Origin of the sequence: Janthinobacterium sp. FW305-128, assembly GCF_020858135.1 — a bacterium.
In the GTDB taxonomy this organism is placed as follows: domain Bacteria; phylum Pseudomonadota; class Gammaproteobacteria; order Burkholderiales; family Burkholderiaceae_D; genus Janthinobacterium.
Genome location: NZ_JACYMK010000009.1, coordinates 101,670 through 118,394, shown reverse-complemented (window position 1 = coordinate 118,394; position 16,725 = coordinate 101,670). Strand labels below are relative to the sequence as shown.

At 63.0% G+C, this 16,725-nt stretch carries 14 protein-coding genes and 1 other RNA gene; 3 read left to right on the top strand and 12 right to left on the bottom strand.

Annotated features, from left to right (window positions below):
* A complete protein-coding gene (locus IGS60_RS19235) occupies positions 1-2,160 on the top strand; it encodes an EAL domain-containing protein (RefSeq protein WP_230505864.1) in 2,160 nt (719 codons plus the stop codon).
* Here the strand turns inward: IGS60_RS19235 and IGS60_RS19230 are convergent.
* The 7 genes from IGS60_RS19230 to ubiD all read right to left on the bottom strand — a co-directional run bounded on the left by IGS60_RS19230 (position 2,129) and on the right by ubiD (position 10,005).
* Positions 2,129-3,262 carry an esterase-like activity of phytase family protein gene (locus tag IGS60_RS19230; RefSeq protein ID WP_230505863.1) on the bottom strand — a complete coding sequence of 378 codons (1,134 nt, stop codon included), beginning with the start codon at positions 3,260-3,262 and terminating at the stop codon, positions 2,129-2,131. The genes IGS60_RS19235 and IGS60_RS19230 overlap by 32 nt on opposite strands.
* A 169-nt stretch (positions 3,263-3,431) precedes the next feature.
* The gene (locus IGS60_RS19225; protein ID WP_230505862.1) at positions 3,432-4,652 is read right to left on the bottom strand and encodes a CaiB/BaiF CoA-transferase family protein; all 1,221 of its coding nucleotides are present in this window, start codon (positions 4,650-4,652) and stop codon (positions 3,432-3,434) included.
* A gap of 7 nt (positions 4,653-4,659) precedes the next feature.
* The gene (gene recR / locus IGS60_RS19220; RefSeq protein ID WP_034786598.1) at positions 4,660-5,250 is read right to left on the bottom strand and encodes a recombination mediator RecR; all 591 of its coding nucleotides are present in this window, start codon (positions 5,248-5,250) and stop codon (positions 4,660-4,662) included.
* Positions 5,251-5,297: 47 nt separating this feature from the next.
* The gene (locus tag IGS60_RS19215) at positions 5,298-5,624 is read right to left on the bottom strand and encodes a YbaB/EbfC family nucleoid-associated protein (protein ID WP_034759121.1); all 327 of its coding nucleotides are present in this window, start codon (positions 5,622-5,624) and stop codon (positions 5,298-5,300) included.
* Positions 5,625-5,664: 40 nt separating this feature from the next.
* Entirely contained in the window at positions 5,665-7,977 is a 2,313-nt protein-coding gene (gene dnaX / locus IGS60_RS19210; protein ID WP_230505861.1) for a DNA polymerase III subunit gamma/tau, read from the bottom strand.
* A gap of 238 nt (positions 7,978-8,215) precedes the next feature.
* An RNA gene (gene ffs / locus IGS60_RS19205) (signal recognition particle sRNA small type) lies at positions 8,216-8,314 on the bottom strand.
* Between the two features lie 206 nt (positions 8,315-8,520).
* Positions 8,521-10,005 (bottom strand): 4-hydroxy-3-polyprenylbenzoate decarboxylase, encoded by a 1,485-nt coding sequence (ubiD, locus tag IGS60_RS19200; protein ID WP_071650179.1) that lies wholly within the window; start codon positions 10,003-10,005, stop codon positions 8,521-8,523.
* Between the two features lie 586 nt (positions 10,006-10,591).
* Here ubiD and IGS60_RS19195 point away from each other — a divergent pair.
* On the top strand, positions 10,592-11,404 hold the full coding sequence (locus tag IGS60_RS19195) for a lytic transglycosylase domain-containing protein (RefSeq protein ID WP_070219583.1): 813 nt from the start codon (positions 10,592-10,594) through the stop codon (positions 11,402-11,404).
* Between the two features lie 120 nt (positions 11,405-11,524).
* Here the strand turns inward: IGS60_RS19195 and nusB are convergent, their stop codons facing one another.
* The 3 genes from nusB to ribBA form a co-directional block, all read right to left on the bottom strand.
* Positions 11,525-11,995, bottom strand: a complete 471-nt coding sequence (gene nusB, locus IGS60_RS19190; protein ID WP_070219581.1) for a transcription antitermination factor NusB — start codon at positions 11,993-11,995, stop codon at positions 11,525-11,527.
* A gap of 202 nt (positions 11,996-12,197) precedes the next feature.
* Positions 12,198-12,680, bottom strand: coding sequence for a 6,7-dimethyl-8-ribityllumazine synthase (gene ribH / locus IGS60_RS19185; protein ID WP_070219579.1), 483 nt, complete (start codon positions 12,678-12,680; stop codon positions 12,198-12,200).
* A 59-nt stretch (positions 12,681-12,739) separates the two neighbouring features.
* Positions 12,740-13,861 carry a bifunctional 3,4-dihydroxy-2-butanone-4-phosphate synthase/GTP cyclohydrolase II gene (gene ribBA / locus IGS60_RS19180; RefSeq protein WP_070219577.1) on the bottom strand — a complete coding sequence of 374 codons (1,122 nt, stop codon included), beginning with the start codon at positions 13,859-13,861 and terminating at the stop codon, positions 12,740-12,742.
* A gap of 295 nt (positions 13,862-14,156) precedes the next feature.
* Between ribBA and IGS60_RS19175 the strand changes: the two genes are divergently transcribed.
* Positions 14,157-14,582: an OsmC family protein gene (locus tag IGS60_RS19175; protein ID WP_034759136.1), complete on the top strand. Its 426-nt coding sequence runs from the start codon at positions 14,157-14,159 to the stop codon at positions 14,580-14,582.
* Here the strand turns inward: IGS60_RS19175 and IGS60_RS19170 are convergent.
* Positions 14,579-15,991, bottom strand: a complete 1,413-nt coding sequence (locus tag IGS60_RS19170) for a hypothetical protein (protein ID WP_230505860.1) — start codon at positions 15,989-15,991, stop codon at positions 14,579-14,581. The genes IGS60_RS19175 and IGS60_RS19170 overlap by 4 nt on opposite strands.
* Before the next feature lie 96 nt (positions 15,992-16,087).
* Positions 16,088-16,723, bottom strand: a complete 636-nt coding sequence (locus IGS60_RS19165; protein ID WP_070219574.1) for a riboflavin synthase — start codon at positions 16,721-16,723, stop codon at positions 16,088-16,090.
* Between the last annotated feature and the right edge of the window lie 2 nt (positions 16,724-16,725).

Sequence of the window (16,725 nt, the reverse complement as noted above, 5' to 3'; positions counted from 1 at the left end):
ATGACAGCGCCCCTCTCCCCTCCCCGCGGCCTGGTGCTGGTGGCCGACGACGATCCCGTGATGCGCTTGCTGATGCGGCAAATGCTCACGCAAGTGGGCCTGGACGTGATCGAGGCCGAAGACGGCGTGCAGGCGCTGGCCAGCTACAAGCACAGCGGTCCGGACCTCGTCATGCTCGACGTCGACATGCCGGCCATGGACGGCTTTGCCGTGTGCCGCGAAATCCGCCACCAGGAAGTGGGCGGCACAGTGCCCGTCATCATGGTCACGGGCGGCGACGAACTGGAAGCCGTCACGCGCGCCTACGAGGTGGGCGCCACCGATTTCATTTCCAAACCCATCAACTGGCCCATCCTGGGCCACCGCGTGCTGTACGTGCTGCGCGCCAGCGACGCCATCGCCCGCCTGCGCATCGCCGACGCGCACAACCGCGCCGTGCTGGCCGCCATCCCCGATACCTTCTTCCGTCTCAACCGCGAAGGCTTCTATCTCGACTACGAACAGGGCCACGATGCCAGCGCCGGCTTTTCCATCAGCGACTGCGTGGGCAGCCATATCCGCGACGTGCTGCCGCACGAAATCGCCGCGCGCCTGCTCGACAAGGCGCACGCCGTGCTGACCACGCAGCACATCGGCTCGGTCGACTACACGCTCACGCACGAGGACAGCACGCGCCATTTCGAGGCGCGCCTGGTGGCGACGGGGGCCGACGAGGTGCTGGGCCTGGTGCGCGACATCAGCGAGCGCAAGCGCACGGAAGAGCAGATCCGCCGCCTCGCCTATTGCGACAGCCTGACAGGCATCCCCAACCGCCAGGCCTTCCTGGAAACCCTGGAACGGGAACTGCTGCGTTCGAAAGAGCACGACAAGAAATTCGCCGTGCTGTTCATGGACCTGGACGCCTTCAAGCGCATCAACGACACCCTGGGCCACGACGTGGGCGACCATTTGCTCAAGGTGGTGTCCGAGCGTCTGCGCGAAACCATCCGCCCCAGCGACCTGGTGCTGCGCGCCGAACACGAGTTCGAGGCGTCCTCCGGCGGCAGCAACCTGGCGCGCCTGGGCGGCGACGAATTCACTATCCTGATCCCCGACCTGGAGCGGGTGGAAGACGCGCTGAACGTGGCGCACCGGGTCAAGGAAGCCATGCGCCGGCCCTTCATGATCGAGGGGCACGAGATTTTCGTCACGGCCAGCATCGGCATCTCGCTGTATCCGGAAGATGGCGAGGACTGCAACTCGCTGTTGAAATATGCGGACACGGCCATGTATCACGCGAAGAACTGCGGCAAGAACAACGCCAAGCTCTACAGCTCCTCGCTGACGATGGAAATCATGAGCCACGTCAAGATGGAAGTGGGCTTGCGCAAAGCCTTGCAAAACAACGAACTGTATTTGCTGTACCAGCCGCAGATCGACGTGCCCAGCACGCAGATCGTGGGCGTGGAAGCGCTGGTGCGGTGGCGCCATCCGGAGCGGGGCATCATCTCGCCCACGGAATTCATCCCGCTGGCCGAAGAGACGGGGCTGATCGTGCCCATCGGCGAATGGGTGCTGCGCACGGCCTGCAACCAGGCCAAGGCCTGGCAAAGCCATGGCGGGCGCGCCATCCGCATGGCCGTCAACCTGTCGGCCAAACAATTCAAGGATGAAAACCTGATGCAGATCGTGCTCTCGGCCCTGGCCGACACGGGCCTCGATGCGCGCCTGCTGGAACTGGAATTGACGGAAGGAACCCTGATGGACGATGCGCGCGCCACCATGGTGACCCTGGAGCAATTGCGCGGCATCGGCGTCTACCTGTCCATCGACGACTTCGGCACGGGATATTCGTCGATGAATTATCTGAAGCGCTTCGACGTGCGGGCTTTAAAAATCGACAAGAGTTTTATCGCCGGCTTGCCGCAGGATACGGAAAATGCGGCCATCACGCGCGCCATCATCGCCATGGCGCACGGCTTGAAAATGGTGGTGGTGGCCGAGGGCGTGGAAACGGACGAGCAACTGCTGATGCTGGAAGAATACGGCTGCGACATGGCCCAGGGATACTTTTTAGGCCACCCGTCGCCGCACGACACGATCACGGCCATGCTGGCCAGGCAGGCGGGCCAACTGGCCAGCATGGAAACTAGAGCACTTCGAAGGCAAGGATTTGCGTGACTTGCTGCGGATTGAAATTGTCGTCGGAAATCACCACCAGGCTGCGGCGGCCGTTTTCCAGGCGTGGCCCCCAGCTGATGCCTTCGATATTGTCGACCTTGGGCAAGCCGGTCTTTTCCAGGTCCAGCAGCAATCGCTTGCGCGCCGGCACATAAGCCGCGCCCGCCAGGGCCGGGATGGCCTGGATATCGGTGGCGCCATCCGTCTCCATTTCGTAGATGCGCACGTGATTCGTGTACAGGCCGTTCGCGTTGGCCACGCCGGCCCGCTCCACCACCAGCACCTGATGGCCGTTCACGGCGAGGATTTCCGACACGCCATTGTCCGCCTCGCGCCCCGGCGCGGGCCGCGACGCCACGGGCTCAATCGGATACGCATACTGGCCCAGCACCTTGCCCGCGCGGTCCAGGCGCGTGATGCGCACCACGGAGCCGTTGTCGGGCGTGGCCAGCGGGCCGTCCTGGTACAGGGCCGCTTCCATGCCCAGCCACAAGCTCTTGCCATCGCTGGCAAACGACAGCGCTTCAAACGTCATGTTGTTGCGCGAGCCGATTTCTTCCTTCGAGACATTGAACATGGCGGGCGTGGGCAAGGTAGCCAGGAATTTTCCATCGCGGTCCGCATGGCGCACAAACGGATGCAAGCCCACCTTGCGGTTGCCTTCGCTGCCGTACCACAGGCTGCCGTCCTGCGGATCGACGCGGATGGTTTCGATGTCGGGCACCTGGTCGCCCCGCTCCAGTTTTGCATGGGCCAGGTTCGGGTAGCGGCTGCCATCGGGCTGCGTGAAGAAATGCACGCTGCTCAAAGTCACGCCGGAGAACGCCTTGCTGTCGTAATTCAAGGCAGCACGGTAGAAGCGGGCCGGATTGATTTCCGAGCGGTCATCGCTTTCCATCACCCAGCTCTTGCTCGTCGCATCGTAGTCGATGCCCGACAAGCCGCCCACCGTGGTGCCCTCGAACGCGTACTTAAGCGCGATGCGCTGCTCGCCGATCAGGCGCAGGCCGGTAATCGGCGCGTCGTGGGGGAAGCTGGCGCAGGCGGAGAGGAGGATAGTGCTGGATGCCAGGACAAGCGCGGTACGGAAAATTCGATGCATGACAGGTATCAGTGAGTTGCGTAGGTCGGCTTAGCGCGAAGCGCGTAAGCCGACAACATTGTTGGCTTGGCTGGGGGTGTCGGTATAACGTGGTGGTGTTGGTAACGTGGCGCGGTGGTGTCGGATTACGCGGCTACGCCGCTAATCCGACCTACCCGACCTACCCGCCCTATACCACCCCATCGGCCTTCAGTTGCGCGATGGCGGCGGCGTCATAGCCGAGCGACGCCAGCACCTCGTCGTTGTGCTGGCCCAGGGCCGGCCCCAGCCACTGCGTCTTGCCCGGCGTGGCGGACAGTTTCGGGCTGATGGCGGGCAGTTTCACAGGGGTACCGTCGGCGAAATGGTGCTGTTCGAACATGTCGCGGGCGAGAAATTGCGGATCGCTCATCATGTCGCGCACCGAGTAGATTTTACCGGCCGGTACGTCGGCCGCCTTCAGCACGGCCAGCGCGCTGGCTATCGTGTGCGTGGCGCACCAGGCGCCGATGGCGTCGTCGATTTCCTGCGTGCGCGCCACCCGGCCGTCGTTGCGCGCCAGTTGCGGGTCGCCCGCCATGTCGATGCGGCCCATGGCCAGCATCAGGCGCTTGAAGATGGCGTCGCCATTGCCGGCGATGACGATGTTTTCACCGTCGCCCGTCGTGTAGGTATTCGAGGGCACGATGCCGGGCAGCGAGCCGCCCGTGCGCTCGCGCACGACGCCCGCTTGGTCGTATTCGGGCACCAGCGACTCCATCAGGTTGAACACGGATTCGTACAGGGCCACGTCGACCATCTGCCCTTTCCCGTGCTCGCGCCCGCCCGTCACGTCGCGGTGGCGCAAGGCCATCATGGCGCCGATCACGCCGTGCAGGGCCGCCACGGAGTCGCCGATCGACACGCCGACCCGCACGGGCGGACGGTCGGCAAAGCCGGACACATAGCGCAAGCCGCCCATGGATTCGCCAATGGCGCCGAAGCCGGGCAAGTCCTTCATCGGCCCCGTCTGGCCAAAGCCGGACAGGCGCACCATGATGATGGACGGTTTGATTTGCTTGAGCTGTTCGTAGCCGAGATCCCACTTTTCCAGCACGCCGGGACGATAGTTCTCGATGATGATGTCCGCTTCCAGGGCCAGCTGGCGGGCAATCGCCCGGCCCTCGGGCGACTTCAGGTTCAGCGTTAAACTTTTCTTGTTGCGCGCCTGCACCGACCACCACAGCGAGGTGCCGTCTTTCAGCACTCTCCAGGTACGGATGGGGTCGCCGCCATCGGGCGACTCGATCTTGATCACGTCGGCGCCGAATTCGGCCAGCATGCGGGCGCAGAACGGCCCCGCGATCAGGGTGCCCAGTTCCAGCACTTTAATGCCTTGCAATGGACCAGTGGTCGCGGAGGATTCTGTCATGTTGTGCTCAGGTTGCCCTGCGGTCGAGCATCGCGCGGGCAATCGTGCCCGCGTCGACGTATTCCAGTTCGCCACCCACGGGCACGCCGCGGGCCAGGCGGCTCACGCGCAAGCCCCGCGCCTTCAGCATTTCGCTGATGTAATGGGCCGTCGCTTCGCCTTCATTCGTGAAGTTGGTGGCCAGCACCACTTCACCGACCACGCCATCGTTGGCGCGGTTTAATAGTTTTTCGAGGTGGATATCTTTCGGGCCGATACCGTCCAGCGGAGAGAGCCGTCCCATGAGGACGAAATACAGGCCCTTGTAGGTGAGCGTCTGCTCGATCATCAGCTGGTCGGCGGGCGTTTCCACCACGCACAGCAAGCGCTTGTCGCGCTCTTCGTCGAGACAGGTCTCGCACACTTCATGTTCGGTAAAGGTGTTGCACAGGCCGCAGTGATGCACGGCATCGACGGCCTGGAACAAGGCGCGCGACAGCATGGCCGCGCCTTCCCTGTCGTGCTGCAACAAATGAAACGCCATCCGCTGCGCCGACTTGGGGCCGACGCCGGGCAGGCGCCGCAGCGCCTCGGTCAGGAATTCAAGCGACTTGGACATGGATCAACCTTGCCCTGTGCCACAGATCGAGCGCATGCGGCTGTGCATCAGAATGGCATTTTGAAGCCGGCTGGCAAGTTCATGCCGCCGGTCAAGCCTGCCATTTTTTCCGCGGACGTCGCTTCCGCCTTGCGCACGGCGTCGTTGAAGGCGGCAGCCACCAGGTCTTCCAGCATGTCCTTGTCGTCGGCCAGCAAGGACGGGTCGATGGAGACGCGCTTGACGTCGTTCTTGCACGTCATGACGATTTTCACGAGGCCGGCGCCGGACTGGCCTTCCACTTCCACCAGCGCCAGTTGTTCCTGGGCCTTTTTCATGTTGTCTTGCATTGCTTGCGCCTGCTTCATCAGGCCAGCCAGTTGATTTTTCATCATAAGAATGCTCCGTTAATTCAGTTTGTGAGTGTGTTAATCATCAATGCAGGGTCGGCGCGGCGGAGCCGGCCGGTGCAGGGGTAATCGTTCCCGGCACGACAAAAGCGTCGAATGCACGCTTCATGTCGAGCACAAAGGGATCGCTGGCGATGGTTGCTTCCGCGGCAAGCTGACACGCCTCGCGGTGGGCCTGCGCTTCCGCGCTGGCCGTGTACCAGACGGCGCCCAGTTCCGTGTCGACATTGACCTTGCGGCCGAAGCGCTCGCTCAGCGCGGCCGCCAGTTTTTCCACGTTGGCCGGGCTGCGCCACGTGTCGATCGGCACGCGCAGGCGGAAAGTCGTGCTGTGGCCGTCGTGCAGGCATTCGATCAGCTCGGCCTGCACGGCCAGCTGCTGGGCCACGCCGCGCAAGGGCAGCACGGCGGCCACGGCCGGCCAGTTGCCGTCCCAGTCCAGGCCGGGAACGGGCGTGATCACATACGGCCCGCTGGGCGCGGCTTGCTTGGCGGCACGCTGCGGCATGACGACGGCGGGCTGCTCGCCGCCCTGCGCGGCGGGCGCGGACACGGCGGCCGAGGCGCTGTCGTCGGAAAATTCGGTGACCCACGGCGGCAAGTCGTCATCGGCTTGCTGCTGTGGCGGCGGGGCGGCGGGACGCGCAGGCGGCACCGGCGCGGGCGCTTCCATCACGGCCACTGGCGGCGCATCGTCCCACGGCGCCGGCGCTTGCGCGGCGGCCGGCGGCGGTGCTGCCTGGACGGGCGCGGCCGGGGCTGGCGCGGCGACTACGGCGGCCGGTGCCGGAGCGGCCGGCTTGGGCGCCGACGTTGGCGCCGACGGCGCGCTGCCAGGACGGCCTTTCGAGGCGGCGCGGGCCGCTTCCAGCGCCGCATTGATGGCGGCGCGGGCGGAACTGATCGGGGCGCCCGATGCTGCCGGGGCAGCCGCAGGAACAGGAGCGGCGGGCGGCGGCGCCGCTGGTGCGGGTGCCGGGGTTGCTGCAGGTGCGGGTGCGGGTGCCGGTGCGGGCGCAGCTGCGCGTGGCGGCGGCGCTTCGCTGCGGGCCATGCTCGCGGCGGCTGCGGCCACAACGGCGGGCGGTGTCACGGCGGCATGGCTGGCCACGCTGTTCGTGGCGGCGCGGGCGGCCGGTGCGGATGCGCCAGCCGCGGCGCGCGCGGCGGCCACGGCGGCGGGACGATTGCCAGGAGCCGACGCAGGTGCGGCAGCCGGCACGCCTTCGGCGCCGCCTATGCCGGGCCGAAAGGCCAGCATGCGCAGCAAGGTCATGGTAAAGCCTGCGTATTCATCGGGCGCCAGGCCCAGTTCATTGCGGCCATGCACGGCGATCTGGTAAAACAGCTGCACTTCTTCCGCGTCGAAGGCGGCAGCCAGACGCACGATGTCCGCGTACTCGGGCAAATCCTGCGGCAAGGCGGCGGGCACGGTTTGCGCCAGCGCAATGCGGTGCAGCAAGGTGCCCAGGTCTTGCAGGGCGCCGTTATACGACAGGCTGCGCGAGGCCATCTCATCGGCCACGGCCAGGAGATCGGCACCATCCTGCTGCGCCAGCGCGTCGAGCAGACGCACCAGGTACGACTGGTCGAGCGCGCCCAGCATGCCTTGCACGGCATCGAGCGTGACTGCGCCGGCCGCATACGCGATGGCCTGGTCCGTCAGCGACAGCGCATCGCGCATGGAACCGTGGGCGCCCTGGGCCAGCAGGCGCAAGGCCGGCTGTTCGAAGGCGATGCCTTCCTGCCCCAGGATATTGTCCAAATGGCTGATGATGTGGCCGGGCGGCATCTGCTTGAGGTTGAACTGCAGGCAGCGCGACAGCACGGTCACGGGAATCTTTTGCGGGTCCGTCGTGGCCAGGATGAACTTGACGTGCTCGGGCGGCTCTTCCAGCGTCTTCAGCATGGAATTGAAGGCGTGATTGGTCAGCATGTGCACCTCATCGATCATATAGACCTTGAAGCGCGCATTGCTGGGCGCGTAGACCGCCTGTTCCAGCAGTTGCGCCATTTCATCGACGCCGCGGTTCGACGCCGCATCCATCTCTATATAGTCGACAAAGCGTCCCGCATCGATCGCCGTGCACGCTTCGCAGACGCCGCAAGGCTGGGCCGTGATGCCGCCCGTGCCGTCGGGGCCGATGCAATTGAGCGATTTGGCCAGGATGCGCGACAGGGTCGTCTTGCCGACGCCGCGCGTGCCCGTGAACAGGTAGGCGTGATGCAATCGGCCGCTGTGCAAGGCATGCGTGAGCGCGCGCACGACGTGCTCCTGGCCGACGAGCGTCTCGAAATTCTTGGGGCGGTATTTACGGGCGAGGACTTGATAGGACATGCTGAGATTTTACCATGCGATTTTGCGGGTGATCCTGCGCGGCGGGCGCAAGCCTCATGGCCGGGCCAGGCAAACCTGGCAAACGCGGCAAAGCAGCAATTGTATAACATGGCCAGCTGGAAATATGGAAAACACGGCAAGCCCGGCAATGTCGCGACCCAGCAAGAAAATGGCGCCGCAAAAGCAAAAAAGCTGCCCATGGCAGCTTGATTGTTGATCCTGATAAAACATTCCCGAAGGAGGCGAGCCTGATCTGCGGCACTCATGGTTAATAGCCGTGGCTGCTTCGTTCCCGACCTGACCAGGTTAGCCATGCCACGATGCGCAGGGGCCCGCCGGGGACAATTATAACCGGTCTGCGCAAGATTGGGAAATTGCCGTCTCAATGCTGTGTGCGTCGGCGCAGGTCGGCGTAGGTCGGCGTAGGTCGGCTTAGGCCGCAGGCCGTAAGCCGACACTGCTAAGTACGCGGCCGGCACTGCCGAGCCGCAACGTCGGGTTACGCGCCAGCGCTAACCCGACCTACCCCGACCTACCCAATACCTACAAACCCAGCTCTTGCCATATCCCATCCACCTTGGCCTTCACTTCCGGCGTCATGGCGATCGTCGTACCCCACTCGCGCGTCGTTTCGCCCGGCCATTTATTTGTCGCATCGATACCCATTTTGCTGCCCAGGCCACTGACGGGCGAGGCGAAGTCCAGGTAATCGATGGGCGTATTGTCGACCAGGGTGGTGTCGCGAATGGGGTCGACCCGCGTGGTGATGGCCCAGATGACTTCTTTCCAGTCGCGGATATTCACGTCTTCGTCGACGACGACGATGAACTTGGTATACATGAACTGGCGCAAAAAGCTCCATACACCAAACATCACGCGCTTGGCGTGGCCCGCGTACTGTTTCTTGATCTGCACCACGGCCATGCGGTAGCTGCAGCCTTCGGGCGGCAGATAGAAATCGGTGATTTCGCTGAACTGCTTTTGCAGCAGGGGCACGAACACTTCGTTCAGGGCCAGGCCCAGCACGGCCGGCTCGTCCGGCGGTTTGCCTGTATACGTGGAGTGGTAGATCGGGTCGCGGCGCATGGTGATGCGGTCGATGGTAAACACGGGGAAACTGTCCTGCTCATTATAGTAGCCCGTATGGTCGCCATACGGCCCTTCCAGCGCGTGCTCGTAGCCGCTCGGATGGTTTTCGTCCGGGTAGATATGGCCTTCGAGCACGATTTCGGCCGAGGCGGGCACGCGCAGCTCGCTGCCGATGGCTTTCACCAGCTCCGTGCGGCTGCCGCGCAGCAAGCCGGCGAACTGGTATTCGGACAGGCTGTCCGGCACCGGCGTGACGGCCCCTAATATAGTAGCGGGATCGGCACCGAGGGCGACGGCGATCGGATACGGCTTGCCCTTGCTCTGGATCGCATGCTCGCGGAAGTCCAGCGCCCCGCCCCGGTGCGCCAGCCAGCGCATGATGACCTTGTTGCGTCCCAGCACTTGCTGGCGGTAGATGCCCAGGTTTTGCCGTTTCTTGTTCGGCCCCTTGGTGATCACCAGGCCCCAGGTGATCAGGGGAGCGACGTCGCCGGGCCAGCAATGCTGGATCGGCAGGCGCGCCAGGTCGACGTCATTGCCCTCCCAGACGATTTCCTGGCATTTGGCGCCGCGCAACTCTTTCGGCGACATGTCCCACACGGATTTCACCAAGGAACCCAGGCCCAGCAGATCCTTGAAATCCTTCGGCGGCTCCGGTTCCTTCAGGCGCGCCAGCACATGGCCGATCTTGCGCAATTCGCTGACGTCTTCCGCGCCCATGCCCAGCGCCACGCGGCGCGTGGTGCCGAACAGATTGCCCAGCACCGGCATGTCGTATCCCGTCGGATTGTTGAACAGCAAGGCCGGTCCGCCCGCGCGCAGGGTGCGGTCGCACACTTCCGTCATCTCTAAAATCGGTGAAATGGGGGTCGAAATGGGCTTAAGTTCACCCATTTGTTGCAGTTGAGAAATAAAATCTCGTAAATCTGAATATTTCATGTGTTTTTAATTTTTTTTGACGTCGGACGCCGTTGCTGAAGGATCTATGCCAAGTAATTGATTTTATTGGCTTTTGGCACAATGCAAGTCAAAAAGTAAGACATAAAAGTAATAAAGAAACGATTCGTTAGTATTGACTTGATATAAAACGGCTTCTACAATTCGCCCAACTTGAAAGAGCACGCCGGCCCAGAGCTTGATTTTAGCGTTTCTCTTTCATTCACGGAGTCGGGGCTCCACATGACATTTTAAGGAGTGTTTTCAAAAGGCGTCTGCCTTACCCCCGGTAAAAGTTGTATTGCGACTGATCCAATACCAGCATGGGACCGATCAGCTCAAGCAAGCAATGACGGCGTTTCTCGCACGCATCCATACGCGGCGGAAACGATGATATTTCTGATGCACGGCATTGGCAGTACCCACAACACCGCGACACCGCGGAGGGACCGCCTGTTGACGCGACATTTCGGGGAACTCTATGACTCATCGTAGCACTGAAGCAGCATTGCCTGCTTCAACCGTGGCTGGCCAGCCAGCGTTGGCGCGTTTGCGCGCCCGCGCACAAGCCATTTCGGCACGTGGTGTTTTGACCACCGCGCAACACACACTGACAGTCTTCGGCATTTCCGCCCTGGCACTGATCGCCCTGCTGATGTTCCGCCCAGACCTGGGCAAGCAACTGACGCACAGCCTGTTCCCGCTGCCGATGGCAGAGGCGCAAGCCGTTGAAGCGCCGGCCCTGTCGGCCCTGATGGAAGCGCCGGCATCCGTGCAAACGGCCGCCGCCAGCGAAGCACCTTTGACCAAGGAAGAAAAAGCCTTGCTGGGCACGCAAAAGCAGCAGCAATGGGTCACCAACTGGCTCTCCAAGCGCTACCGCGTGGCCAACGATGCGACCAATATGCTCGTCTCGACGGCATACCTGACGGCCCGCGAAATCAAGCTGGACCCGCTGCTGATCCTGGCCGTGATGGCCATCGAATCGGGCTTGAACCCGTTTGCGGAAAGCCCCGTCGGCGCGCAAGGCTTGATGCAAGTCATGTCGAAAGTGCACCATGAGCGCTTCCAGGAAATGGGCGGCGTGCAGGCAGCCCTGAATCCCGTCGCCAACATCCGCGTCGGCTCCCTGATCCTGAAAGACTACGTCACGCGTGGCGGTTCCGTCGAAGCGGGTTTGAAAACCTATGTGGGCGCCGCCAACTTCGCCACCGACTCGGGCTACGGCTCGCGCGTGCTGGCCGAATACCGCCGCCTGAAACAAGTATCGGCCGGCCAGCGCGTGCCGACCACGACACCGGTGATGGCATCGAACACGCCGGCGCCAGCCAAGGCGCCTGCAGCGGAAAGCGGCAACATTACCATCAAGATTGCACCGCACAACGAGATCGCCGGCCTGTGACCCTTTAAAAGCCCTCACAGGGGCATCCGAAAAGCAGCATCCAATGAAAAAGCCACCGCACGCAAGTGCCGGTGGCTTTTTTATTGCCCTGCGGCATCAGCCGCAGGATCTCCTACGCTATTACTTGCGCTTGTTGGCGTTGACTTCTTCCTCGCGGAATTTCACTGCCAATTTATCCAGCACGCCGTTCACATACTTGTGGCCGTCGATGCCGCCAAACGACTTGGCCAGCTCGACCGCTTCGTTGATGACGACGCGGTACGGAATTTCCATGTTGTTCTTCAGCTCGAACGCGCCGATCAGCAGGATGCCGTGTTCGATGGGCGACAGTTCCGCGATATTGCGGTCGATCAAGGGTGCCATGCTGTCGCGCAGCGCCAGCGAATCCTTGATGGCGCCGTACAGCAGCACCGTGAAATGATCGCCATCGGCCTTGTCGAAGCCGTGGGCCGCGCGAATATTGTTCACGACGGTGGTCGCGTCTTCATTGTTCAGCAGCCACTGGTACAAGCCCTGCAGCGCGAACTCGCGCGCGCGGTGACGCGGCGTGCGGTTCTTGCTGGGGTTGGCGAGCAAATTTTTCTCAGTCATGATTGTTACCTGTTCTTAAGTACGTGTTCACTACAAATTCCGGCGAGACAGCACGGCGCGCTTTTCAACGCGCCGCAGCCAACCGCGTGTCAGAACGTTCGAGAAAATGCTCAGAGCAAGGCGCGAGCCCGAAGACAGTACGAATGTACGGCGAGGGCTTGCAACGCAGCTATGGGCGTTTTATCGGACGTTCACTACACGGCTAGTCCTCCTCGGATTCTTGCAACTCTTCTAGCGCTTGCGCTAAATTAGCCATTTCCACTGCCACGCGTGCCGCTTCAGCCCCTTTGACCAGCATGCGCACTTCCGCCTGCTCGTCGTTTTCCGTCGTCAACACTGCGTTGGCGATGGGGATGCCGTAATCGAGACCGACGCGCGTGATGCCCGCGCCCGATTCGTTCGATACCAGCTCGAAGTGGTAGGTTTCACCGCGAATCACGGCGCCCAATGCGATCAGGGCGTCGAATTGCTCGGTTTCTGCCATTTTTTGCAGAATCAGCGGGATTTCCAGGGCGCCCGGCACGGTCACGTGCAGGATATCTTCATCGGCCACGCCCAGCTTGCTCAACTCTTCCAGGCATGCCGACAGCAAGCCACCGCCGACGATTTCATTGAATCGTGCCTGGACGATACCGACGCGCAAACCTTCGCCGGCAAAATTGGTTTCATAGGTTCCTACGGTCATCATATGCCTCTTTAATCTGGTGGTTCAGGGCGGCATGCACATGCCGCCATCGTTTACTCTCACATCGACGTCTGGCCAGGATGGCACTGAAAACCCGTGACTTCCAGGTCGAAACCGACCATCGACGGCATCTTGCGGGGGCTGGCCAGCAATTGCATCTTGCTCACGCCCAGGTCGCGCAGGATTTGCGCGCCGATACCGTAGCTGCGCAAGTCCATGCTGGCGGCGCGGCCTTTCGGCTTGGCTTGCGGCGTATCGAGCGCGGCGAACTGGGCAAACAGCTCGCTCGAGGTCTCGCCGCAGTTCAGCAAGACCATCACGCCCCGCTCGGACTGCTTGATGGCGGCCATCGAGGCAGCCACCGTCCACGAGTGGGTAGTCGCTTCGCTTTCCAGCACGTCCAGCAGGGAAACGGGCTGGTGCACGCGCACCAGCGCTTCCAGGCCGGGCGCCAGGTCGCCATGCACGAGGGCCAGGTGGGCCGAGGCGCTGGGCTTGTCGCGGAAGGCGATCAAACGGAATTCGCCATGCGCCGTGTGCAGGGTGCGCTCCGCAACGCGCTCGACCAGGGACTCCGTCTGGCTGCGGTAATGGATCAGGTCGGCAATCGTGCCGATCTTCAGGCCATGCTGCTCGGCAAACACCAGCAAGTCCGGCAGGCGCGCCATGGTGCCGTCGTCCTTCATGATTTCGCAAATCACGGACGCGGGCGTCAGGCCGGCCATGGCCGTCAGGTCGCAACCGGCTTCCGTATGGCCTGCGCGCATCAGCACGCCGCCTTTTTGCGCTTTCAGGGGGAAGATATGGCCAGGCTGAACGATATCGCTGGGCTGCGTGCCCTTGGCCACGGCTACCTGGATGGTCTTGGCGCGGTCGGCAGCGGAAATGCCCGTCGTCACGCCTTCGGCCGCTTCGATCGACACGGTGAAGTTGGTGCCATACGCGGTGCCGTTGCGCGACGTCATCATCGACAGGTTCAGCTCGTCGCAACGCTCTTCCGTCAGGGTCAGGCAGACCAGGCCACGCGCATGCGTGATCATGAAATTGATGGCTTCAGGCGTCACGAAATCGGCGGCAAGCACCAGATCGCCCTCATTTTCCCGGTCTTCTTCATCGACCAGTATCACCATGCGGCCGGCGCGCAATTCAGCGACGATCTCTTCGGTGCTCGATATAGACATCATTGATCCTCTTAGTGAGACTAAAAACTGAAACATCGCGTGCGAATATTCCTCGGATTTCCGGGAATTTTCTTATAACCCGCTATTTTAAAGGATTTAGCGCTTGCAGACCTGAAATAAGACAGGTTTGCGGCATGGGTGCCGCAGCCTGCCCCGCAAAGCGCCGATTCCGCGATCCAGCGCACATGGCGGCGGCAAGGCGCGCGCCGCCGGCCTTGCAAAGAGCATAAGATCAGCCAGTCACCGCCACGGCGCTGACACCATTCGCAGCGACACCCCACACAGGAGCGGCAATATGAAAACCAACGGATCGGCCATCTGGTCAGGCGGCATCAAGGACGGCAAGGGCGCCATCAGCACGCGCAGCGGCGCCTTGCAGGAATATCCCTACGGCTTTGCCAGCCGCTTCGAGGGCAAGCCCGGCACGAATCCCGAAGAACTGATCGGCGCCGCCCACGCGGGCTGCTTCACCATGGCCCTGTCGCTGATCCTCGGCGAAGCGGGCCTGACGGCGGAAAAGATGGAAACGACGGCCGAAGTGACCCTAGACAAGGTGGACGACGGCTTTGCCATCACGGCCGTCCACCTGATCCTGAAAGCGAAAATTCCCGGCGCCGACCAGGCGAAATTCGAGGAATTGACGGGCAAGGCCAAGGCCGGCTGTCCCGTGTCGAAGCTGCTTAAAGCCAACATCACCCTCGACGCCACCCTGCTGCCCTAGATTTTCGTCACGGGCTTGACGGGTTCCACGGGGGCCACCGGCGCCACCAGCGGCAGGCGCGAGTCGCTGGCCGGCAATGGCCGGTTCATCAAGCCGGGATTCAGGGCCGCATTGTTCAGGTTATACGCGGCGATGGCGGCCGCCACGGACGGGTCTTGCGATGACGGTGGCGGCACGGCCTGGCCCGCCGCTTGCGCCGCCATCTCTTGCGCATGCGCATTTTGCTGGGCCAGCTGGGCTTGCGCCGTCGCCAGGCCCGCATCGGCTTGTCCCTGAGCGGCGCGCGCCAGCAATCGCGCCCGGTCGCTGGCCGCCTGGGCCGCCATTTGCGCATCGCTGGCGGCCAGCTGCGCCCGCGCCGCATCGTCCGCCGCCGCTTGCGCCTGCTGCTGCAAGCCCTGCTGCTGTACTTGCCCCTGGCGCAGCTCGTCCAACCGCGCGGTTTCCTGCTGCTGTGTCTGCTGACTGGTATTAATACGTTCGCTGTCGAGGCGTTCGTCGTCAACACGCTGGGCATCCACGCGCTGGCTGTCCGTGCGCTGCACCTGCAGCAAGTCCGCGGTATTGTCGGCTTGTTGCGCCGTCGACGGGGGCCGCAATTCCTGCAAATCCACGTTCAGCTCTTGCGCTTCCAGTTGCTGCTGCAATTCCAGCTGTCGCTGTGCAATCGCGGCCGTTTGCGGCGGCGCCTCGTCGATGGCTTGCGGCTGCGCGGCCTGCGAGTCCTGCGCGGCGCTGGCCGGCAGTGCGTCGCCCGTCAAATCCGCCTCGACAGCGGCAGCCAGCGGCACGCCCTGCTGCTGGGCCAGCACGGCACCCACCTGCGCCAGCACGTCCGTTCCCTGTTGCAGGGCATCCAGGGTGGCGTTGCTGTCGGCCGCATACGCGGCCTGCAAAGTGATTGGATCGACATCTTCATTGCGCAAGTCGATGCCGATGCGGGCCAGTTGCGCTTGGGTGAGCAGGCTGCCGTCCTGCGCCAGTGCGGCCGCCGCATCCGTCGTACCGTCGCCCGACAGCAAATCGTAACGCTGCGCCAGGCTGCCCGGGGTGTCGCCGGCCGTCGCCAGCTGGCTCGCGTCGATGCCGCTCGTTTGCAGCTGGGCGAACGATTCCGTCAACTGCCGCGCCAGCGCCAGCAAGTCGTCATTGACATTCACGGGGGTATTGGCCGCCCTGGCCTCGTCCGTGGCGCCCTGCAAGGCCAGCAGTTGCCGGCGCGACAAGGCCACGCCGGACAGGAACTGGCCCAGCGGAGAGATGTCGACCTGGGTCGATGACAAAGCGGCAAGGGCCGCCGCCGCGCTGGACGGCGGCACGGGCAGCGCGGGCGCCAGCGGCGCCGTCTGATCCACGCGGGACGTGGCCGGAATGGTGTTGGGCACGGTTGCGCGCGAAATCGGGTCCATGGCTAGCCTCCACTGCGGAAAGCTTCATAGTATGCGCGTCTGAAAGAAAAGCAACACACGCTTGGCAAGGCGAGAATGTGTTGCGGTGTTCTTGTATCAGGCGGCAGCCTTGTCCAGCGACAACATGCGCTCGACATAGCGGGCGATCAGGTCGATTTCCAGGTTGACCTTGCCATCGACCGTCAAGTGTTTCAGGGTCGTCATGGCGATGGTGTGGGGAATCAAATTGATCGAGAAACGGCAGCCGTTGACGGCGCCCGCGCCCAGGTCTTCCACTCTGTTGACGGTCAGCGACACGCCATTGACGACGACGGAACCTTTGAAAGCCAGGTATTTCGCCAGTTCGTGCGGCGCTTCGATCACCAGTTCCCACGATTCGCCCACGGCTTCGAACTTGCGCACGATGCCCAGGCCATCGACGTGGCCGGACACCAGGTGGCCGCCCAGGCGCTCGGCCAGGGTCAGGGCTTTTTCCAGGTTCACTTCCGTCGTCGTATCGAGGCCCACGGTGCAATTGAGGCTTTCGCGCGAGACATCGACGGCAAAACCCGTGTCCGACTTTTCCACCACCGTCATGCAGGCGCCATTGATGGCGATCGAATCGCCGAGGGCCACATCGGCCAGCGGCAAGCCGCCCGCGTGGATGGTCAGGCGCACGCCTGCGTCGAGGCCGCCTTCGAGTGCTTGCACGGTTTCAATCTTGCCGATGGCGGCAACAATTCCTGTAAACATGA